Source organism: Nocardia sp. CDC160 (genome assembly GCF_035818795.1).
Taxonomy (GTDB): domain Bacteria; phylum Actinomycetota; class Actinomycetes; order Mycobacteriales; family Mycobacteriaceae; genus Nocardia.
The window spans coordinates 8,580-30,068 of sequence record NZ_JAYKYT010000005.1 but is presented as its reverse complement, the minus strand read 5'-3'; the positions used below and the strand labels follow the sequence as shown (position 1 = coordinate 30,068).

Here is a 21,489-nt window from a genome sequence, read left to right as displayed (position 1 = left end):
CCCGCCCTGATTACCGTCCGTCGCGATCGGTGACGCGCGACACCTCGTAGCCGAGCAAACGCTCCGCTTCCTCGATGCCACCCTGGAGGTCACCGACGGCGTTCATCTTCGACAGATCCAGGCCGATGGTGACAAGGGTAAGCGCGATCTCCGACGACAGGCCGGTAATGATGACATTCGCACCCATGAGACCGGAGGCGTCGACCGTCTGCACCAGGTGGTTGGCCACCGTGGAGTCGATCGCGGGCACACCGGTGATATCGATGACGACGACCTTGGCGCGATTGGCGCGGATCGCCCGCAGCAGCTGTTCGGTCAACTGCCGGGCGCGCTGGGAGTCCAGCACACCGATGATGGGGAGAATCAGCAGCTGCTCACGCACCTGGAGAACCGGCGTGGAGAGCTCGCGAATGGCTTCCTGCTGCTGGCGGATGACGCGCTCGCGCTCCTGCACGAAGGACACGGCCACGGTATTGGCGATGCGGTTCGCGGCCGGTTCGTAGGCGTCGAGCACCAGCTTGAGCAGCTCGAAGTCGGACTGGTACTTCTCGAAGAGGCTGCGCGCCAGCACGTCTCGCAGCAGGAGCACGATGCCGACGACCTCGTCGGTCTCGACTCCTCTGGGGATGATGCGTTCGGACAGATCGCGCGCGTAGGCCTGCAGCGCCTCGACGCTACCGGTCTCGAGCACCTCGACGTAGTTGTCGTAGACGGAGGTGGCTTCGGAGAAGATTTCCTCGGGCGTCATGGCGGTGAGCAGCTGGGCATCGGTAATGCGACGGGCCCACTCCTCGCGCAGTTCGGTGCGGTTCTGCCGCAGGTGTTCGACAAGCTGCGGGAGCAGGTTGTCGACGGGACCCGCGGGCAGTGAATCCGCCGAGAGACCGATGGACACGTCGGACATGAAAACTCCTGCCCCTTTCACTAAGGCCAGGTCGGGTGCTCACTTCTGCGACCGGGTAACCGGTCGTGTGCTCGGTGCCGACCGCCGTCGGAAGCCGCTGCCGAGCTTAGTCTTACCCAGTACCCGAATGCTGCCAAACCAAACCCAGGTGACCGGTTGTTCGTCAGGATGTGCGCTCGTCACGGGTTTCCGGTCTTCGGTGATGAGCCAGCAACGTGTCGTAGATATCGGCCAGCGCGGTGAGCTGGCCACGATCCAGCACATCGATCATGTGACGGCGCACACTGTCGACATGCGAGGGGGCGGCGGAATCGAGGACCTGCGCGCCCTTGTCGGTGAGGACGGCGGCGGTGCGGCGGGCGTCGTCCGGGATGGATTCGCGGGCGACCAGGCCGCGCTTCTCCATGCGCGTGATCTGGTGTGAGAGGCGCGACTGCGACCACTCCAGCACGGCGGCGAGTTCGGCGAAGCTGCGGCGGTGGTCGGTGGCGTCGGCCAGGCGGGCCAGCACGGTGTATTCGACGTAGGTCAGGTTGGATTCGCGTAGGGAATCCCGCCCGACGGCGGCGGCGATGAGGTCGCGGGTGAAGACGAATCCCAGCCACGCTCGCATCTCGACTTCATCGAGCCAACGGGTTTCGGCCACAGTTCTGCTCCCGGGTTCCGCACTCATGCTAGTTCCTCCCCGCCGCCGATAAGCGCATCATGCACAGGTAACACCTGCTCGGTTGAAGGTGCAACCGGTACCCGTTCGGCGTGGCCCCGGATCGAGTCTGACAGGAGGTGGTGCCTGTCACAACGGATTTCGAGTGTGCAAATGCACTTGCAAATGAGCGAACGTTGTGAGGGTGCCTCCGCGGCGGGTCCCGAGACCGATTCCGCTGCCTGGTCATCGGGGCGCGCGGGCGGGTCGGTACAGTCGGTCTGCTTGAACCGTTGGCTGACCAGCCCCCAGCCCTGGCTGACAGCCCCCAGCCCTGCTCGAGGAGTGCGATTCGTGACCGCGCCGGACTTTCTGTACTCGGATCTGCTGCCCATTGGTAAGGACGAGACGCCGTATCGGCTGCTGACCACCGAGGGTGTGAGCACGTTCGAGGCCGGTGGGCGCACCTTCCTGCAGGTGGAGCCCGAGGTGCTGCGCATGCTCACCGCCGAGGCCATGCACGACATCAGCCACTACCTGCGCCCGGCGCATCTGCGGCAGCTGCGCAAGATCATCGACGATCCGGAGTCGAGCGGCAACGACCGGTTCGTGGCGCTGGATCTGCTGAAGAACGTGAACATCTCGGCCGGTGGCATCCTGCCGATGTGTCAGGACACCGGCACCGCCATCGTCATGGGCAAGAAGTCCGAGGGCGTGCTCACCGGAGTCGATGACGCGGAATGGATTTCGCGCGGTGTGTTCGACGCCTACACCAAGCTGAACCTGCGCTACTCGCAGCTCGCGCCGATCACCATGTGGGACGAGAAGAACACCGGCAACAATCTGCCCGCGCAGATCGAGTTGTATTCGCAGCCGGGCGATCCCGCGCAGCCGTCCTACAAGTTCCTCTACATGGCCAAGGGCGGCGGCTCGGCCAACAAGTCGTTCCTGTACCAGGAGACCAAGGCGATCCTGAACCCGGATCGCATGCTGGAGTTCCTGGACGAGAAGATCCGCTCGCTGGGCACCGCGGCCTGCCCGCCGTACCACCTGGCGGTCGTGATCGGCGGCACCTCGGCCGAATTCGCCTTGAAGACAGCCAAGTACGCCTCGGCGCACTACCTGGACAACATGCCGACCGAGGGCTCGATGGCCGCGCACGGCTTCCGCGACCTCGAGCTCGAGGAGCAGGTCTTCAAGCTGACCCAGTCCTTCGGCATCGGTGCGCAGTTCGGCGGCAAGTACTTCTGCCACGACGTGCGCGTGATCCGCCTGCCGCGCCACGGCGCGTCCTGCCCGGTCGCCATCGCGGTGTCCTGCTCGGCCGACCGCCAGGCCCTCGCGAAGATCACCCCCGAGGGCGTGTTCCTCGAGCAGCTGGAACGCGAACCGGCGCAGTACCTTCCGGAGCAGACCGACGCCATCCTCGGCGGCGACGTCGTGAAGATCGACCTGAACCGGCCCATGTCGGAGATCCGCGCGGAGCTCTCCAAGTACCCGGTGAAGACCCGGCTCTCGCTGACCGGTCCGCTGGTGGTGGCGCGTGACATCGCGCACGCCAAGATCAAGGAGCGCTTGGACGCGGGCGAGCCCATGCCGCAGTACATGCGGGATATGGCCGTCTACTACGCCGGTCCGGCCAAGACCCCCGACGGCTACGCCTCGGGCTCGTTCGGGCCCACCACCGCCGGTCGCATGGACTCCTACGTCGACCAGTTCCAGGCCGCGGGCGGCTCGCACGTCATGCTGGCCAAGGGCAATCGCTCCGCGCAGGTCACCAAGGCGTGCAAGGAGCACGGCGGCTTCTACCTCGGCTCCATCGGCGGCCCCGCCGCGCGCCTGGCCCTGGACTGCATCAAGTCCGTCGAGGTGCTCGAATACCCGGAACTGGGCATGGAAGCCGTCTGGAAGATCGAGGTCGAGGACTTCCCCGCCTTCATCGTCGTCGACGACAAGGGCAACGACTTCTTCGCCGAAACCTCCAAGCCCATCGCCCTGCGGGTGCGTGAGCGCTCCAAGGAACGGGTCTGATTCCGTAGCCCACGCCGCGGTGCCCGCCGATCACCGGTGGCGGGCGACGCGGTGTGGCAGGGTGTGGCGAGCTGGTGAATTCCGAAGTGCGAGAGGCGGATCGATGCGGATGGACGGCCGGGAGGAAGAGTTGGTGCCCGGCGGTTGTGGTTGTTCACGCCGCACCGCCCTGACCGCCCTCGTCGCCGGTGCCGGTCTGGTCGTCGGCGCCCTGGGCGGGTTCCGGCCCGCATCCGCGGCGGCCCAGGGCATTTCGCCCGCCTCGCCGATCGCAGTCCACCGGGGAACGCCCACCTTCATCGCCGGGGGCACTACTGGCCTCGACCCGGGACTGGCGGCGGCCTACGACGCGGCGGCAGCGGCGGCCAGCGCGGCCGGGGTCACCCTGTGGATCACCTCCGGCTATCGCACCTGGGCGGAACAGGAAGCCCTGTGGGAGGACGGAATTCAAACCTACGGCAGCCCCGAAGCCGCCCGCCGCTGGGTCCTCCCCCCGAACGAATCCACCCACGTCACCGGCCAAGCCATCGACGTCGGCCCCCGCGAGGGCGCCCAGTGGCTGGAAGACAACGGCACCCACTGGGGGCTGTGCCGCATGTACGACAACGAATGGTGGCACTTCGAACTAGCAACCTACCCCGACGGCCCCTGCCCCTCCCGCCTCCCCGACGCCAGCATGCGCTGACCAAGTGGCGCACCGGATTTCACCCGGACTGGGCCCCTCGTCGTCGCCCGCATCGGTTGCCGGATCGGGAGCCTGCGTCAGCACAGGTGCGGTAGGTGACGCCCCGGAAAGTGGGCGGCGAGGTCGTCGGCAATCGTCGACGCGGTGAGGGTGCAGATGCGCTGGACCGCGGTGGCTGGATCGAGGTCCCAGACCCGCAGTGTGCCATCGTCACCTGCGCCGAAAAGGTAGCGATTCTGGGTGGGGTGGAAGGCGACCTGCCATTCGGTGGAACCCGCGGGACTGAGGGAGCGGCCTTGCAGGACAGGGTGTTTCGGATCGTCGATGGACCAGACCTGCACCGACGAGTTCTGGCCACCGACGGCGAGTGAGCGGCCATCGGGGCTGATGTCGATGGAGCTCACGCCGGTTCCGCTCACCGATACCGGATCGGTGAGCGCGGTGATCTTGTGCGGGTCGTGGATATCCCAGATGCGCAGAGTTCCGGCGTCCCAACCCATGACGAGAGTCGAATGGTCCGGACTGATCACCACGCCCATGCCGCCGCCCTGCCAGTCGAGATCGACGGAACCGGTGGGTGTGGGCTTGATATCGCCCGTCAGATCCCACAGTTGCAGGGTGCCCGATACCAATGCGACCCGCTGCCCGTCTCGACTGGTGCCCGCACGCAATCCGATATCGCGCAACTTCGATGACAGCGGTATGAGTACCGGCGGACCGAGCTTGTCGGGGTGGTCGGGATGGGAGTAGTCCCAGAGTTGGAAGTGCGGTGAGATTCCGCCGTAGATCGCGACCAGCACGGCTCGGTTGGGTGCGAAGGCGAGCGCGATCGAGTCGGTGAAGGTGTAGGTTTCGCGCGGATGTTCCGCGTCGGAGATGTCGATGAGTGTCATGGCGTCGTGGAACGCCAGTCCCGCATAGTTGCCGTCGTAACTGATCGCCGGGAACGGGGTTGCGGGTGTATTGGTGAACCGGAACTGAGGCTTGGGGATCGTGCCGATCAATCTCGTCTCGGCGGGGTCGTGAATATCCCAGATGTGCGCGTCCGCGCCCACACCGACGGTGAGCATCCGGCGTCCATCGGAGCTGAGTGTCAACGGTTCGGTCTGTCCGGCCTGGCCGGTGAGCACTCCGGCGGGTAGTGACCACTGCTCCACGGTGCCGCCCTGCAACGCCACGGTGAGGAAATGGCCATCGGGGCTGAAGCGCATGAGTCCGGGCGGTTCCGTGCATCGTCGGCTGCTTCCAGGGCAATTCAGCGCGGTGCCGGTCAGCGGTGGTCCCAGCGTGACGGGATGCGAGAGATCGGCGAGATTCCACAGCGTCACGCCTTGATCGGTCTCGGTCGCGAGCATCCGTCCGTCGGGGCTGATCACCAGGTTGGACAGGCCGAACACCGCGGCGGCGGAAAACGGTTCGGCAACTGCCTGTGGATTGGTCGGATCGTCGACCCGTACGAAGCGGACCTTGCTGTCGGCGAATCCCGAATTCGATTGCTGCGCGAGGAAATCGCCGATCGCCACCAAATTTCCGTCCCCGCTGAGGGCTGGGATCTGGAGGCCGCCGGAGTGGCCGAGCACTGTGCTGTGGGCGACCGGTTCCGTCGGGTCCAGGGGCCAGATCAGCAGGGTATCGGCGGTTGCGAAGGTGTTCACGGTGGCTTGACTGCGCGTGATGATCGCTCGGTCCTGGCTCGCGAACCAGATGTTCTGAAGGGGATCCTCGACCGGGAATTTGGTCGGAATCTGCTGCGGCTGGTCCGGTTTGGTGATGTCCCAGAGCTGAGCTTCGTGCTCGTGCGCGACCGCGAGGGTGTGCCCGTCGCTCGACAGCGCGACCTTTATCACCGGTGCGCCGGTGTCCACATCGTGGAGCAGGCGGGGATGGCCCGGCTCGGACATGTCCCGAATGCGCACGAGGTGCTCCCGTGTGCCCGCGGCAAGGGTGGAACCATGGGCGGCCAGATGCGTCACATGCTGTCCGGGATCGGAGATCACGTCGCCGACGGGTGTGATGATTCCGGGGCGACCCACGCTCCAGGTCCGGATCGCGCCGTCGTCGCCCGCGGTCGCGAGCAGCCCGTCGTCGAGGTAGACGATGGAGCGAAGGTCACCGTGATGGTCGGCGAAGGTGGTCGAGATGGGCAGATTCGAGGCGGCGATGAGACGCGAATCGACCGACCGGTCGCCTGAATCCAGGCGACGTGCCAGGACATCGAGTTCGGCGGACAAGGTGGGGTCGCTGCTCTGGACTCGGTCCGCTTCGCTGACCACGTCAGCGAAGAAGACCGCATCGCGTTCCCGTCCGGTGAGGGTGTTCGTGACGTACCCGGCGACCGCCGCGACCATCAGGACGACGACAAACATCGCCAGTCCCGCCTGCAACCACAGCAAGCGTCGGCGTGCGGTGTGCGCGGCGGTCAGGAATTCGGTTCCGGCCCCGGTCAATCCACGCTGGAACTCTCGCGCCCGGCGCAACCGATCACCGCGATACAGCAGGTTTCGGCTGCGGCCACTGGAAATCCATTCCGCCGCATCGATTTCAGCGCGTTGGCGGATCAGCAGGCCCTCGCGGTCGGCGTCGATCCATTTGCGGAGTTGGGGCCAGGCGTCGAGGACTACCTCGTGGGTGAGGGATGCGGCGTCCTGGTCGAGGGTGATGAGGCGGGCGCGGGCGAGGGTTTCGAGGGCGGCCAGGGCGGCGTCGGGATCGGGTGCGCGGGTGAGGAGTTCGGCGGGTGGGACTTGGCGGCGGGTGTCTCGGGTGTCCTGGCCTACGGTGACCAGGGCGAGCATGAGGTCCTTGGCGGCGGATCGGGCGTCGGGGGTCAGTTCGTGCCAGGCGTCGTCGGCGGTTTTGGCGACCGAGCCTGCGACGCCGCCGACTTCGCGGTATCCGGCGACGGTGAGGCGGTTGCCGTCGCGGTGGTTCCAGGTGGCCTCCATGACGTGGGAGAGCAGGGGGAGGGTGCCGGAGCCGTCGTGGCCGGTGCCGCCCAGGCCGGTGAGTTCGGCGATGATCAGGTCGGTCAGGCCGTTTTCGAGTTTGAGGCCGGACAGCTGGGCGGGTTTGGTGATGGCGTCGGCGAGTTCGGTCTCGCCCATTGCGCCGAGGACGTAGCTGCGCTGGTTTATGGCCTCGGCGAGGACCGGGTAATCCAGGCAGCGGGCGAAGAAGTCGGCGCGGACGCCGAGAATGGCTGTGACGCCGTCCTTGTCGAGGCCGCGCAGGGTATCGAGGAAGGCGGCGCGTTCCTCCTCGGCGGCACCGGCGGTGAACAGCTCCTCGAACTGGTCGATGACCACGAGGCGACGCCCCGGGGCGGGGGTCGCGAGCGCGGCGGCCAGGCTGTCGGCCGGATGCGCGCCCGGAGTGCATTGCGCGGCAGTCCATTCCGCGCCCAGGTGCGGTATCAGCCCGGCCGCCAAGAGCGAGGACTTGCCCGCACCGGACGCGCCGAGCAGCACCGCGACGCCACCGCCGCCCTCGGCGGTCTTGTCGACCAGCGCCACCAGTTCGGTGATCGCCCGGTCCCGCCCGAAGAACAGTTTGGCGTCCCCGGACCGGAACGATTCGAGCCCGCGGTACGGGCACGACGAATCCGGTGTCCACGCCGCCGATTTCAGCCACAGCTGCCGCCAGAAGCCGAGATTCAGCAGCCCCGGCGGCACCTCGGTCCCGGACTTGCGGGCCAGTTCGATGACCGTGAGCAGCACCGGCCGCACGGTGTCGAACTTCGCGGGCAGATTCCGCCCCCGCCGCCAATCGCTGATCCGCTGTGCGTTCACCTTCTTGGTCGCGGGCCCGGCGGCCGCCGCCATGCGCTGATTGGCCGCGTCCGCGACCCGTTGCAGGGTGGGATTTCCCGCGGCTTCCCACAACTGTGTCAACCGCTGTGCGAATTCTTCCCGAGGCGTGTGCCCGCCACCGGCTTCCCCCGTCACCGACCCTCCCGCTCGCGTTCTCCTGCGCCACAATAAATTTCGGTGTCTCAGAAAGTATTGCGCATCGGCTGGATCCTGGAGGAGTTACTGCGCGAAGCGAATTCGGCGCTTCGAACCGCTAGCGTTCGGCGATCACGTAGGTGCGCGCCGCGCGATCGTGCCAGCCCTGCCGTCCCGCGCCGCCACGCAGGCACGACACGGCACAGGGCAGCAACCACAGGCCGCCGGACAGCACTCCGGGTATGGCGAGCACGGCCCACCGTGTGAAGGCGGGCTCGGTACCGGTCCCGTCCCGTGGGGGAGAGGACACGTCCGCATTGACGATCCGCAATCCGAGAACCCGTTTCCCCGGCGTACTCCCGCTGGCCGCGACGAACGCAATCTCGTACAGCCCTTCGACCGCGACCGCCAGCGCGCCGATCAGCAAGGCCGCGGCGACGGTGGCCGCCGAATCGCCGGAGTAGCCGGAGTCCGGGGTCGATTCCGCGAGGATGAACACAGCGAGAACCCCCACGGGAATCCCGACGATCACCCCATCGAGGATCCGTGCGCTCAGCCGTGCTCCCCACCGGGCCGGACGAAAGCGGCCCGACGGCAGATCGATATGGACAGACTGCTGCGGCGGATTCATCTCGGCTCCCCTGGCAAACGATTCGAAGGCGGTCGGGTTGGTCCCGATCGGGTCGAGACCACCCTCGGCTCCCAACCGGCCAGTCGCTATGGGATGGATCGACAATCGGCTGCTCAGCCCGGGGTTCGGGTTTTCCGCTCCGGAACTCGGGCAGGCCGCGTCGGCCCGATCATGACCTGAATGTCCGTAATTGGAAGCTGATCGGTCATGTTCGGGCACCTGGAGGTTTATCTGGTAACCGTACCGTCGCTCTTGGGGGAGCAGGCGGACGGAGATGTGATGCTGGAACCGCGACTTCGGACCATGTGGCTGGCCAATGCGGCGAGCGCGGGGGCGGCGGTGGCCGTGCGGACACCGCGCCCGGTATTCGCCGCGGAGGCACGACGGGAACGACGCGAGGCGATCGTGGCCTCGGATCTGGAAGTGGTGACGGTGACCGATCATTCGGCCGTCATCACCTGGACCACGCGGGCGCGGGATCGGGCCGGGCGGCTGCGACCGGTGCCCGCCGATACCGAGGTGCGCATCGGGCCCGCGGACGGGCGGGCGGACGCGCGGGTGTGCCATTTCGAGGGGCTGCGCACCGCGTATCACTACGCGGAGATCCGGAATCTGGAACCGGGGCGGGCGTATCGCTTCGAGGCGTACTCGGACGGTCGACGGGCCACTCCGGCGCGCACCCTGGTGACGCGGCGGTCCGGGACGCCCGAATCCACCGGTGTCTTCACGACTTTGACGCCGCCGCCCGGGCGGCTGATCCGCACGCTCGCACTGGCGAACGACCTGCACTATGGGGAACCGGCCAGCGGGCTGTTCGCCGGACTGTTCGAGGGCCTGCGGCACAGCACCGACGAATACCCCGAATTCATGTTGCAGGCCATGCTCGAGGATCTTCGACTACCCGACCGGACCGTGGACCAACTCATCGTGGCGGGCGATATGACCGACTCGGGGAGGGCAGAGCAGTGCCGGGGCGTTCGCGAGCGCCTGGACGAATGGGGCACGCTGGGCCGGGATTACGTCGTGTGCCGGGGAAATCACGACATTCGGCCGCCGGAGGAGCCCGACCACTGGGGTGAGGTCTTCCACCCGCGCGATCGCCTGGTCGAATACTTCGCCGGTGGACTGCGGCTGATCGGACTCGACACCACCCGTCCGCGCGGCGCGGGCGGCACCATCAGCCCGCCCCAGCTGGCACACCTGCGCGAACTGCTGCGCGGCGAACCCGACCGGCCGACACTGATTTTCGGCCATCACCCGGTGACCCGGCATGCGGCGGTGAGCAATCCGGGCGGACCGGGCTTCGTCATGGACCGGTTCAACGCGGGCGCGCTGCACACCATGTACGCGACCGCGCCCGGCGTCTTCCTGCATCACAGCGGGCACACCCACCGGAATCGGTTGAGCCGACCGGATTCCGGGATCGGGGTGGAATTCCTGGAGGTGGGCGCGGTCAAGGAGTATCCGGGCGGGTACACGCTGGTGCGGATCTACGAGGGCGGATACATGGTGAACTTCTACAAGACCCGCACCGAAGCGGCGCGGCGCTGGAGTACCCGGACCCGCAGCCAGTACCTGGGACTGCATCCCGATCACGCGTTGGGCAGTTGCCATGACCGCAATCACGTTGTGCTGCGCGACTTCTCGGGCCTGTGCGGGGAACCCGCCGGGCATTGAGTGGACGTTGAGTTGGCGCTGACCGAGCCCGGGACGGGACGGTGCGCCGGAGTGAAATGCCTGGTGGCGGCGACACACCGGGCGTGATGCACCGGTATGTCCGGTCAATGTGCCCCCAATGTCCGTCCCGTTCGGCATACTGCCTGATGCGAGTGCGCGCCCGAGCTGTGTGGCCCGACCGGACATCGCGGTGTCCGCTCGTTCACCGCTGCGCGCGTATCGCCGATTGGGCATGCTGAATTTCAGCGTTTTCTCTGATGATGGAGGTCTTGGTGGGCAGGCAGGGCAGGCAGTTCCGTTCGAATCACGGCACACTCCGGCACCAACGCCCACCCGTCCGCGTCACCCGCCCCGCCCGCCCCGTGCGTGACACCTTCTTCGCCGTCGGCTGGCTGGCCATCGAGCTTCCCACCGCGGTACTGCTCGCCGTGTTCGTCGGCACCGGCTGGCTCGGCTACATCCAGCACGCGGGCACCCCGGCACAGCCCCGCTCGGCCGTCGTCGTGCCGGTGGAGCCGACCGGGCACTGAATCCTGTTGTCGCACGGGCCCGTTCCCACTGGGAGCGGGCCCGTCGCTTGGGCCCGAACGACTTTGGGACCGACCTGACCGAGCCCGAAACGACGCCACCCCGGTGCCGCTGGCTGCGGGTCACCGGGGTGTTCGGCGGCGGATCGGGCCGATGTCAGTGGGGCACCGGCCGATTCGGGCTCGCTAAGGTGCGTGGCTGGTCGAGACAGGCTCAGTCGTCGTCGAGGGAGCTGCCATTGCGGGAGCGCGACGCGGCGCGGGCGCGGCGGCGGGCGGCCTGCAGTTCGGCGAGTTCCTGCTCGAGGGTCTCGGCGATCCGGAACTGGCCGGTGTCGTAGACATTGAGCGGGGGGACCGGATCGGTCAGATCGGCGAGCGGGGAGCGCTCCTCCTCGACCTTGCGGGTCTTACCGGTGGCGGAACGGCGTTCCTTGTCGGCGGATTTGCCGTTGCTCGAGTGCGATTCGGACTTCGCCGTCCGGATGTCGGGCTCGACCACCTGGGCCTCGGCCTCGACAGTCTTCTCCGGCTCGGCCGGAGCCGCGGGCAGCGCCGGGGTGGTGGCCGGTGTCGGCGCGGGACCCGGACGGTTCGGGAAGGACACTACGGTCGGCATGGATCGGCGTAGTTGTTCGCCCGGATCCGGTAGATGCTGAATCTGGTCGGTGGCACGCACGATGGCCAGGCCGTAGCGACTCGCCGCGGCATTGTGGATGAGCAGGGCCACCCCGATCATGATCGGAGCGATGGCGTGCACCGCGACGTCGTACCAGCTGCCGGTCTTGAGATACGGGTAGGTGTTCAGGATGACCGTGAGGCTCAACAGCGCGATCTCGGCCACCACGACCTGCTTGCGGCTGTCGATCACACCCCATTCGGCGACCTTGTTGGTGCCGATCATGATGATCACGAGGCAGACGCTGATCATGCCTTCGAGCAGATAGCTGAACCAGTACAGCGGATCGCTCGCACCGCCGGGCGCGATATTGTGCTGCACATTGACCGCGGACCACAGCATGCCCGCCGCGACCACACCGGCGAGCGCGCGCTGGCTCCACGCCCGATGTTTGTACAGCGACGCCAGTTTGGCGTGCGGGCTCGATTCTCGCCGCTGCGCGGCGATCGCCTTGCGGGCGAGCAGCAAGTCGCGAATGTCGGCCTTCTCAATCTCTTCGGTGGTCTGCCGGGCCCGATCCGCGGCGCTCGCAGCGGCCTCGGCCTGCTTCCAGCGTTGCGCACGCTCCTGCTCGCGAATGCGTTCGGCTAGCTCGCGTTCGGCGACGAGCTCGTTTTCCGACAGGGCATCGGTGAGAGCGGGATCGTACTGATAGGCCAGCCGACCCCGGGCCTTCTCGACCCGTTGCGCCAGCTGGCTGACGTCGTCCTCGCGCGGATGTTCGATAGTCATTTGGACCCCCGTCCAGGGAGTCCGGATGGCTGACTTGTGATTCCGGTAGGCACGGAGAACATTTCTAGTCGATGAAAGCCCAACCGCGAAACTGTTGATTTGCCGATGGTCCAATCCTTACGGCGCGCCGCGCCGCGACACGCGGATTCGGGTGTAAGTCAGGGCAGTACGGGGACCCGCCCGAACCTCACGTCCAGTGGGGTTGCCGACCCCCGTTCCCCCACAACCGGATTCCCGGATCGGACCAGATGGACAAAGCTCCCGAACCTCCGCAAGGGGGCTTGGTGCGAAGCCGAATGCGGGCCCGCAACCGACGCTTCGTCGTGTGACGATATGGCGGGCGGCCCACGGTCGGGAGTGGCCGTCAGAAGGCCCACGATCGTCGACTGGGCCTGTGCCCGTTGCGAACCAGCGAGGTTGCTCGGGGCCCTCTCCGCGATGCCAGCAAACCGAACCGGGTGTCCCGGCGCGGTTCGGTTGTCAGCCTGCCGTTTCGAGTTCCTCGTCCATGGGGATCGCGCCCTCGAGGCCGTGGGGGAGGCGGCGGCGGTTGGGGGAGCCGAGGGCGGCGGTGAGGTCGGTGCCGTCGTGTTCGGCGAGGAGGTCGGCGGAGTCCCAGACCAGAAGGGTGGCGGAGACGGTGTTCTCGGCGGCGGAGTGGGCGAGGTCGTAGTGGGCGCAGGCCGGGACGTGCGGGTAGGTGATCCACAGGTCGTAGCCGGTCATGAAGAGGTCGAGGTCGAATTGGACGGAGAGGCCGAGGAGTTCGCTGCGGCCGTTGTCGTCGACGCCCGCGAACGCCTCGTCCAGCGCGAGCAGGCGCGGGGCCTGGGGGTCGGCCGAATCCAGCATGACGTGCGCGGCGGCGAACAGCGGCAGGTGCAAGGACACCGACTGCTCGCCGCCGGAGAGCGCGCTGTGCCGGGCCACGGTGAGCCGGTCCTCGGTGCCGTCGGCGGTCACGATGGTGAAGGAGAAGACGCGCCAGGTGCGGTAGTCCAGTGTGGCGGCGAGGATTTCGGGGAACGAGCGCTCCGGGTGCGCCGCGCGGGCGGTGCGGATCTCGGCGGCGAAGTAGGCGCGAATGGTGGACAGGTCCTCGGGGGTGAGGTCCGAGGAGTCGCGGTCGAGCAGCTTGCAGACCGCGCGGGCGGGTTCGGAGAGGTTGTCGGCGAGCACCCAGTGCACGCCGATGGTGTTGCCCGAGGACATGCGGCGCTGCTTCATCTCGGCGCCCATGCGGGCGATGAGATCGCGGGCGTCGCTGGTGCGTTCGTGGATCTGCTGGGCCAGACCGGTCAGCAGGGCGTCCTCGAGAATGCGGCGCTCGGCGTCGGTGAGCAGCAGTTCCTGATCGCGGCGGGCCGCGCCGATGCGCTCGGCGAAATCGGCCAGCGAGGACAGGCCGTGGTCGTCGTGCACCTGCACCACGGTGAGGCCGTCGGCGGCGTCCCAGTGCAGGCGGTAGTCCTGGCGGGCGGCGGTGAGCGCGGCGTCGAACTCCTGCAGGGCGGTGGTGACCGCGCTGCGGGTCGACTTGCGGGCCGCCTCGCCCGCCTTCACCGAAGCCGTTGCGGCGGCGAGGTTCTCGAACAGTGCCGCCACTTCGTCGGGCAGCACCTTCGGTTCCTGTTCGGGATCGCCGTTCTCGATGCGGTACAGCAGCTGCTCGGGGGTGGACCACGCGGCATCGCTGGCGGGCCAGCGGCTGTCGGCGGGCGCGCCCAGCAGGCTCAGCAGATCCGGTCGCGCGTACGGGGCCAAATGCCTGACGTCGGCGAGCAATTCGGTGAGCGCGGTGCCGAGGGTGTCGTGTGCGGCCCGGTGCGCGCCCTCGGCGGTGCCGACCGCCTCGATGGCTTCTGCGGCGGCCTTGCGGGCGGCCTTCTGTTCCGCCCGCGCCGCGTCGATCTTTTCGCGGGCGAGCTCCAGGTCCCGATCGATATCGGCCGCACCGGCTCCCAGGGCCTCACGCAGGGTTTCGAGCTTGCGCAGCTGCTCCTCGTACCCGGACCGCGCGGCCTCCGCCTCCTCGGCGAACGCCTCGGCCAGATCCTTGGACTCCTCGAGCCGGTCCCCGGCCTCCCGGGCGCGCTCGTGCTCACGCTGATGATCGCCGCGCAACCGCAGCAGCGCGGTCCCGGCATTCTCGAAATGCCTTACCGCGGCGGCCAATGCGTCCAACTCGGCCGGATCACGCGGCGCGCGATGCTCGGCCGCGATGGCCCGAACTTTCTTGTCCGCGGCGGTGTAATCGGCGACGGCCTGATCCAGATCCCGCTCCGCCTGTCCGGCCCCCTCCGACCGCGAGCGCAGCATGCCCGCGGCCTCGGCGACGGTGCGCAGCGCCGCGGTCACCGCCGTCGTGCGCGGAAGCGTCTTGGCCGCAGCCGAAATACGGGCGAGCTCGTCGTTGGCGGCCTGCTCCTCACCCTTGGCGGTCTCGACCTCGGCCTGCGCCGCCTCGATGGCGGCGGCCAGCTCGGCCAACCGCAGCTCCCGGCGACGCGCGCGAGCGGTGGTGCCGATGAACTCGGCGTCGGCCTTGAAATGGCGACCGACCAGGACTCCCTGCCGGAAGCGACCATCGGTCGCGACCGCAACACCGGTGTCGGAGACGGGTTGCGCGGCCGCCCCGGTTGCCTTGTGCCCCAACGCGGTAGACCCCGCGGCGACCTCGTGCAGCGCGATGGACGCGAGCACATCGGCGACGATCTGCCGGGGAACGGTCAGCGCCTCGGTGTCGTCCTCGACCACGAGCACATCGGCCAGGGTGCGCCCGGCGGGGCGCTCCTTCGGCGGCAACGGCACCAGGAACTGATCGGAAGCATGCTCGGGCAGCTCGGCGGTGGCACACACCCAGGCGTCGAGCAGATTGGCCGCCTGCAGCGCGGCCTCGATGCTCGCGGCCGCCTCCGGTCCGACCTGGTCGGCAAACCGGACGAGCCGCCACAGCGGCGCGCCCGGGCGGTCACCGCGTGTATCGGAGCGCGCCGCGAAAGCCTTTGGCGCGTCATCACGTTCGGCGGCCACAGACTCCCGCTCGGCGCGCAGCTCGCTCACGCGGGCGGCCGCCGCCGCGGCCCGGGTCCGTGCCTCCTGCCGCCGCCCCCGGATCTCCTCGTTCAGCGGCTCGGTGCGCTCGGCGAGCACCTCGGCGGGGGTCGAAGGAACCGCCGAGTCGGAGGGCTCCGCGCCCACCTGTGCCAGAGCGTCGTTCAATGCCTCGAACAGGCCGGTGCGGATGGGGGAGTAGACCTCGCGGTGCTGGTCCCACCAATCGCGCAGGGCGGCAGCGGTATTGGAGCGGGCCAGGGCCACGGCGGCCTCGGCCTCGGCGAGTTCGGCGGTCGCGGATTCGCGCAGTTCCACCGCGCGCTGGGCGGCGCGTTCGGCGCGGGTGCGTTCGGTGACGGCCTGGTCGACGAGGGTGAGGGCGCGGCGGACGGCGCGGACGTCGGCGTCGCGTTCCTCGGCGTGGGAGCGGACGGTGGTGGTGAGGTGCTCGGTGCGGGCCGATTCCGGGAGGGTGGTCCAGGCGATACCGGCTTCCTCGGCGGCGGAACGCAATTCGTCCTCGCCGCGGGTCAGGGCGGAGGCGGCGTTGGCGACGGCGGCCTGGGCGCGTTCGGCCTCCTCGAGCCGCTGGTCGACCGTTTGGCGGGACTTGAGCGCCTTGTCGTTGTGGACGGCGGCGGAGGATTCCAGGCGGCGCACGGCGTCGGCGAGGTCGTCGAGCTGCTGTTTGCCCTCGTAGGCACTGGAGCGCTGCAGGGTTTCGCGGTCGGCGAGGGCCTGTTCGTAGGCGCGGTCGGCGTCCTCGGCGCGGGTCTCGGCGGCGGCGCGCTCGGTGTCGCGGCGCTTGCGCAGGGCCGCGGCGGCGTGCAGGGCGGTGCTGGCGTGGGTCACCGTGTCCAGGCGGGCCTGCACCTGGTCGATATCGGACTTGGCCTGCACGGCAAGGTATTTGCGGTACACCTTGACGAAATCGCGGGTGGCGGTGTCGGCCTGGACGAGCCCCTCGAGGGTGCGGCCGACCTCCTCCATATCGCTGAAGGACCGGGCGGCGTCGAGGATGAGCTGTTCGTCGAGTGGGCGCAGGCCGTCGGTGAGCGCCTGGGACAGACCGCGCGGGTCGAGGTTCTTGGCCAGCTGCGGGCGACGCAGCGTCAGGATCAGGTTGATGAGCTGGTCGTAGCGCTGCTGGCCGAGGCCGAACATGCGGGCGTCGATGGCGGCGCGATACTCGACGGGCCGATCCACGATGGCGTCGGAGCCGATCTGCTCGGCCAACTGCTTGCGGGTCAGGGGCCGGTCGTCGGGGCCCAGCAGCGAGAAGTCCACGCCCACACGGCCGTCCGCCACGAAATACCAGCGGGTGACCTTGTCGTTGGAGCGGGTGGCGCGCATGCCGATGCCGATGGTCACCGTCTCCGGATCGTCCCAGCTGCCGCGCGCGAACTCCATCCACACGTACGAGTAGGCCGATTCCTGCTTGCGGTACAACAGGTTCGACTTCATGGTGCGCTCTTCACCCGCGAACGGGTTGAGCCGCCGCGGCTCGATGCGCCCGTCCAGCACGAACGGGAACAGCACCTCGAGGGCCTTGGTCTTGCCCGAGCCATTGGGCCCGCGCAGCACCAGGCGACCGTCCGCGAAACAGAACTCCTGATCGCGGTAGTCCCACAGGTTGATGATGCCCGCCCGGGAGGGGACGAAGCGCACTCCTCCGTGAATGTGGTCGGCCATCAGTCCGTGGTTCCCTTCTCTGTCGAGCTGTCCGCGCCGAGTTGCGTGGGGGAGATGAACAATTCGGTTTCCGCGCGCGTGCGAATGGTGACGATCGCGCCCCGATAGCGAGCCAGGGCGGGGAGGATGAGCAGCCCGCCGTCGACCAGTTCGACCAGGCGCAGCCGTTCCAGCAGCGACACGACCTCGCCCATCAGGCCCGGCACATCGGCCTGCCACTGGGCGGCGAAGGTGTTGCCGTAGCGGTCGGTCAGCATCTGGACGGTGTCGCGGATCCACGACGACTCGACGAAGGGAAAGTCCAGAATCTCCGGTTCTTCGACTTCCTCGTCCGAATCCTCGTGCGGGCCGAAGGCATCCAGGGGATCGGCCAGCGGGGCGAACACGGTGGTGGCAGGGATGGCGCTGTCGAGCTGCTCCACAAGATCGGTCAGCGGACGCTCGGGTCGCGGCCTGCGCTCGACGGGATTGTCGATATCCAGGACCAGATCGGCGATCTCACCGGCCAGCAGCAGGGCCACCTGGGCCAGCGTGCCGGTACCCGGGAATCGCACGTCGGAGAGCCGCCCCGAACTGTCGATGAGCGCAACGCCTTCCGCGCGCCGCTCGGCCCGCAGCCCGGTGAGATATTCGACCTCGGTCACCAGCTTCTCCTGCGCCAGCAGCGACCGCTCGGGCTCGTCGAGCTCGTCGGCGTAGACGACCGGCTGCTCGACCAGTGCGCGACGCACCTTGCGGGCGGCCAAAGCCATTGCGGGCGAGCGGGTATCGGCACCGCCCGCCTCCTCGCCGAGCAGGCCGGTCACACTCTGCAGGTGCTGCAGCGCCCGCGGTGGCCGGAACAAGGCGAACACAACCGACCGGTCGATGTCGTAGAGCGCCTCCCCGGCCTCCGGATCACTGGCCCAGCCCCCGGCATCACCATCGGCGAGCGTGACCGCCCCACGTGCCGCCAACCACCCGACCGCGTCCACGAACGCATCCCGATCCGCCGCCCGATCCGGCGCGAGCTCGAGACCCTCGACGCGCTCGGTGTACGCGGCCACCTGATCGGCCAACTCCGACAACGTGATCTGGTCCCCGGCCCGCCCCAAGGCGGCCAGTGCCAGCGCGAGATAGGCGTACCGCCGCCGATCGAAAAGCCGGTCCCCGGTCGTGCGTGCGGGCCGCCCGGCATCGAGATGATCCAGCACCGGGAACAAGCGCGCCGTCGTCTCGGTGACCTCCAGCCGATACCCGAACAGCTCCGCCAAATCCTCCCGCAACTCGGTAGCCCACCGCCGAAGCAGCGGCAGCGCAATCCGATCCGGATAGGTCCGGGTCACCAGATGATTCGCGAGAATGACCCGCGCCGCGCGCTGATAACTGTCCAGCGCCAGCGAATCGATACTCCGCGCGTGCATCAGCCCACCTCGCCTTCGGGGCCGTCCGACCCTGCGCCGGGCGGGGTGGCGTTGCCCGGTTCCGTGGTCGCACTACCCCGCCGCGACCCGGTGGCCGAGGGGTTCGATTGTGGCGCAGCGGATTTGCGGTTGCGCAGGGCTGCGGTCTCACGCACTTCCAGGCGTCGGCCGTTGAGGTGCAGCACGCCTTTGGAGGTGCGGACGAGGGTGGAGCCCGGGTGTTCGGAGACGGTGAGGGTGACGCCGTTGTCGGAGCCGGAGGTACCCGGGACGCGGCCGCTGACCGGGACCCAGGCGGTGGAGGCGGCGTCGAGGAGCTTGAGCAGGACCTCGGTTTCGCCCTCGTCGAGTTCGCGGTCGTAGATGTCGGCGGCGGCCAGGGAGCGGGCGGCCTCGGCGCGGGCGCGCTGCGCGTCGAGCTGGACCTGGCGCAGGCGGCGAATGCCCGCGTCATTGCGTTGCAGGCGGGCGGGCGTGCCGGGCGTGGGCGGGCGGCCGGTTTCGGCGAGGGTGCGGGCGATCTCCAAAGGCGGTGCGTCCCACCAGGACCGGATGGCCGGAATCACATCGGCGTCCGGGTGCTGCATGGCCAGGTGACGGGGGCGGCCCAGGCCGAAGACGGCGTCGTAGAGGGCGTGAGCTGCGTCGGCGGTCGGGGCGGCGGTGAACCATCCGGCCAGATGACGCAGCGCCGACTCGCGACTCACCCCGCCCTTGCGCGTCTCGGTGACCCGCCGCAGCAGCGACAGCACCGCCGCGATGGCGCTCATGGTCGCCTCCCGCAGCCGCTCGCACTCGGTGAGCCCGCCCTCGTCGTCACTGACGAACCAGCTTCGTAGACCCTGCCAGCGGGCACGCCAATCCGCCTGGCGCTCAGCGGTATTCAGCAATACGCGTTCGTCGCAGCGGGCGGCGCGCTCGATGAGGTCCTCGACCCCGGTGTCCTCCACCTCGCGGATGGCGGTGGCCAGGCGGGGCGCGAAACGCGCCAGATCCATGGAGAATTCGCGCATGTGCGCCAACAGCGCGTCCTTGTGCGCGAGGAAGGCTTCCGGGGTCGCCTCGGTCGTGCGCACCAGATCGCCCAGCGTCAGGTAGAAGTGCGCGGCCCGCTCGGCGAGATCCGAGAGCGCCCGGTCGAGCCGGTTCAGCACCCGGTACACGCGCGGCGCGTCAGCGCTCTTGTTGGCCTCGGCGAGGGTGTGCAGATCCGCGAGCAGCTCCGGAAGCACCAATCGCGAGAGCGCGGCCTCATCGAGCCGGGCCTCCAGCACATCCGAAACCGCCCGATATGCCTGATATCCCGCCTGCGAGAACTGATAGACGAAGTGCCGGTTCCGATATTCGGCGAGCGTGGCCGCCCGCGTCCCGTCATAGCTGCGTTCCAGCACACCCCACTGATGCAACTGCTCGAGCAGCGGCCCGACCTCGGTCGCGGTGAGCGCGGGCGCACCCGGGCAACGATTGAGCGTGTCGGCGACGTCGGAGGCGTGGAGCAGGACGACGTAGGCGGCGCGCGCGGTATCGAAGGCCCGCAGAACCCACAGGTAGTCGGCCCGCTTCTCGGCGGTGGCGAAGGAGAACAGTCGCAGCCGGTCGGCATGCGGAATCTCCTCGGACCCGACCCCACTCGGGTCGGGCAGCAATCCGTCAGCGGACTCGGTCACCGGGAGAAGGTTAGTACTCCCTGCCGACCGGTTCGGAATCGTGCCGAGTGTCGGCGCGCCCGATGCGGCCTCCACTGCCCGATTCCCGAGCTCACGGCACCGCCTCAGCTACCCACCGCCGCGCCCCCTGCCTGCGCGAACTCCTCATCCTGATCCCCACCCCGCGACCCCGCGACCCCGATCCCCGCGATCGGCGCACCGCCCTTCGCCGTCACTGGCGAACCGCCCGCGAGAAAGAGCGTGCCCGGAATGTCGGCCAAATGCGGCGCACCCTCGAGCCGCTCGGCCAACTGCAAAGCCGACGCGTTCCACGAGACCGCGGTGAACGCGCGGTCCGGCTGATGCTCGTACCAGCCGATCGGATGACCCGGGTGGCGGTGCGGGTGTCGACGGAGTCCCCGCGACGACAAACGACTGCTGGGCACCACCGTCGGCCTGCTCCGCCATACCGAACGCCAGGCCGCTCTCATCGATGACCTCCGCGCGACTCGTAGGGAGTTGGCCGCCACCGAACGCCGTGAGGGAACTCTCGCCGAGCGTCAGCGTTTGGCCATCGAGATTCACGACACACTGGCCCAAGGACTTTCGAGTCAGCGCACGCTGCTGCGGGCCGCCGACCGAATCTGGGACACCGATCCCGGCCAGGCGCGCGAGCATGTGCGCGGCGCCGCCGTGGCGGAACACAATCTGGCCGAGGGGGGCTCGTTGGAGGCGGCCCTGCGGGCGATGGGCGAGCGGGAGAGCGGCGACTCGCTCGCCGTGCGTATTCAAATCGAGGGCACGCCGGTTCGGCTACCGGCAGGCGTCGAAGCGGCAGTGTTTGCGAATCGCACAGGGCGCGTTCGCGAATACCCGCGAGCATGCCGATGCCACGGGGCTTGGGAATTGGGAAATTGCACAGGCGTTCATGTTAGTGAGGCGACGGTGAAGACGCATTAGGGGTGGATTTAGGACAAGTTGAGGGTTGAAAATTGGGCGGCGGCTGTCGCGGTCGCCATTGAGGGGCGATTGGGGAAGTGAATTCGGTTTAGTCACAATGGAATTCACATGTATTGTCGTTAATTCGGTTGCTAGAATAGGAGTTATGAAATGTGGGGAGTTGGTTCACGCTGATGCGCTCGCGGCGACCGCCGCGTTGCGTGAAGCTGCCGACGACCTCATTTACCAATCGCTTGTGCCGTGCACCGATGACGAGATCGTGTCCACGATGCGGGAGG

14 protein-coding genes are annotated in these 21,489 nt (G+C 68.3%); 5 read left to right on the top strand and 9 right to left on the bottom strand.

Features of this window, described 5'->3' with window-relative positions; genetic code table 11:
* Window positions 1–10: 10 nt before the first annotated feature.
* Both VMT40_RS27840 and VMT40_RS27835 read right to left on the bottom strand, forming a co-directional pair.
* A complete protein-coding gene (locus VMT40_RS27840; RefSeq protein ID WP_033085408.1) occupies window positions 11–904 on the bottom strand; it encodes an STAS domain-containing protein in 894 nt (297 codons plus the stop codon).
* Between the two features lie 163 nt (window positions 905–1,067).
* Window positions 1,068–1,577 carry a MarR family winged helix-turn-helix transcriptional regulator gene (locus VMT40_RS27835; RefSeq protein ID WP_326361805.1) on the bottom strand — a complete coding sequence of 170 codons (510 nt, stop codon included), beginning with the start codon at window positions 1,575–1,577 and terminating at the stop codon, window positions 1,068–1,070.
* 324 nt (window positions 1,578–1,901) lie between these two features.
* Between VMT40_RS27835 and VMT40_RS27830 the strand changes: the two genes are divergently transcribed.
* Window positions 1,902–3,578, top strand: coding sequence for a fumarate hydratase (locus tag VMT40_RS27830; protein ID WP_326310600.1), 1,677 nt, complete (start codon window positions 1,902–1,904; stop codon window positions 3,576–3,578).
* Window positions 3,579–3,687: 109 nt separating this feature from the next.
* Window positions 3,688–4,263 (top strand): M15 family metallopeptidase, encoded by a 576-nt coding sequence (locus tag VMT40_RS27825; RefSeq protein ID WP_442790083.1) that lies wholly within the window; start codon window positions 3,688–3,690, stop codon window positions 4,261–4,263.
* Window positions 4,264–4,340: 77 nt separating this feature from the next.
* Here VMT40_RS27825 and VMT40_RS27820 read toward each other — a convergent pair whose 3' ends face one another.
* Together VMT40_RS27820 and VMT40_RS27815 are read right to left on the bottom strand one after the other, a co-directional pair.
* Window positions 4,341–8,207 (bottom strand): WD40 repeat domain-containing protein, encoded by a 3,867-nt coding sequence (locus tag VMT40_RS27820; protein ID WP_326361802.1) that lies wholly within the window; start codon window positions 8,205–8,207, stop codon window positions 4,341–4,343.
* A gap of 118 nt (window positions 8,208–8,325) precedes the next feature.
* Window positions 8,326–8,838 (bottom strand): RDD family protein, encoded by a 513-nt coding sequence (locus VMT40_RS27815; RefSeq protein ID WP_326361801.1) that lies wholly within the window; start codon window positions 8,836–8,838, stop codon window positions 8,326–8,328.
* Between the two features lie 279 nt (window positions 8,839–9,117).
* Between VMT40_RS27815 and VMT40_RS27810 the strand changes: the two genes are divergently transcribed.
* Both VMT40_RS27810 and VMT40_RS27805 read left to right on the top strand, forming a co-directional pair.
* Window positions 9,118–10,515, top strand: coding sequence for a metallophosphoesterase (locus VMT40_RS27810; protein ID WP_326361800.1), 1,398 nt, complete (start codon window positions 9,118–9,120; stop codon window positions 10,513–10,515).
* A gap of 257 nt (window positions 10,516–10,772) precedes the next feature.
* Entirely contained in the window at window positions 10,773–11,045 is a 273-nt protein-coding gene (locus VMT40_RS27805; RefSeq protein ID WP_326361799.1) for a hypothetical protein, read from the top strand.
* Window positions 11,046–11,256: 211 nt separating this feature from the next.
* Here the strand turns inward: VMT40_RS27805 and VMT40_RS27800 are convergent, their stop codons facing one another.
* The 5 genes from VMT40_RS27800 to VMT40_RS27780 form a co-directional block, all read right to left on the bottom strand.
* Window positions 11,257–12,453, bottom strand: coding sequence for a hypothetical protein (locus tag VMT40_RS27800; RefSeq protein WP_326361797.1), 1,197 nt, complete (start codon window positions 12,451–12,453; stop codon window positions 11,257–11,259).
* A 480-nt stretch (window positions 12,454–12,933) separates the two neighbouring features.
* The gene (locus VMT40_RS27795; RefSeq protein ID WP_326361795.1) at window positions 12,934–17,202 is read right to left on the bottom strand and encodes a TIGR02680 family protein; all 4,269 of its coding nucleotides are present in this window, start codon (window positions 17,200–17,202) and stop codon (window positions 12,934–12,936) included.
* The gene (locus VMT40_RS27790; protein WP_326361794.1) at window positions 17,202–18,605 is read right to left on the bottom strand and encodes a TIGR02678 family protein; all 1,404 of its coding nucleotides are present in this window, start codon (window positions 18,603–18,605) and stop codon (window positions 17,202–17,204) included. Before VMT40_RS27790 ends, VMT40_RS27795 begins: the two co-directional genes overlap by 1 nt.
* Window positions 18,605–20,197: a TIGR02677 family protein gene (locus VMT40_RS27785; RefSeq protein ID WP_326362761.1), complete on the bottom strand. Its 1,593-nt coding sequence runs from the start codon at window positions 20,195–20,197 to the stop codon at window positions 18,605–18,607. Before VMT40_RS27785 ends, VMT40_RS27790 begins: the two co-directional genes overlap by 1 nt.
* 179 nt (window positions 20,198–20,376) lie before the next feature.
* Entirely contained in the window at window positions 20,377–20,697 is a 321-nt protein-coding gene (locus tag VMT40_RS27780; protein WP_326361792.1) for a heme-binding protein, read from the bottom strand.
* A gap of 73 nt (window positions 20,698–20,770) precedes the next feature.
* Here VMT40_RS27780 and VMT40_RS27775 point away from each other — a divergent pair, with 73 nt between their 5' ends.
* Window positions 20,771–21,211, top strand: a complete 441-nt coding sequence (locus tag VMT40_RS27775; RefSeq protein ID WP_326361790.1) for a histidine kinase dimerization/phosphoacceptor domain-containing protein — start codon at window positions 20,771–20,773, stop codon at window positions 21,209–21,211.
* The last annotated feature ends 278 nt before the right edge of the window (window positions 21,212–21,489 follow it).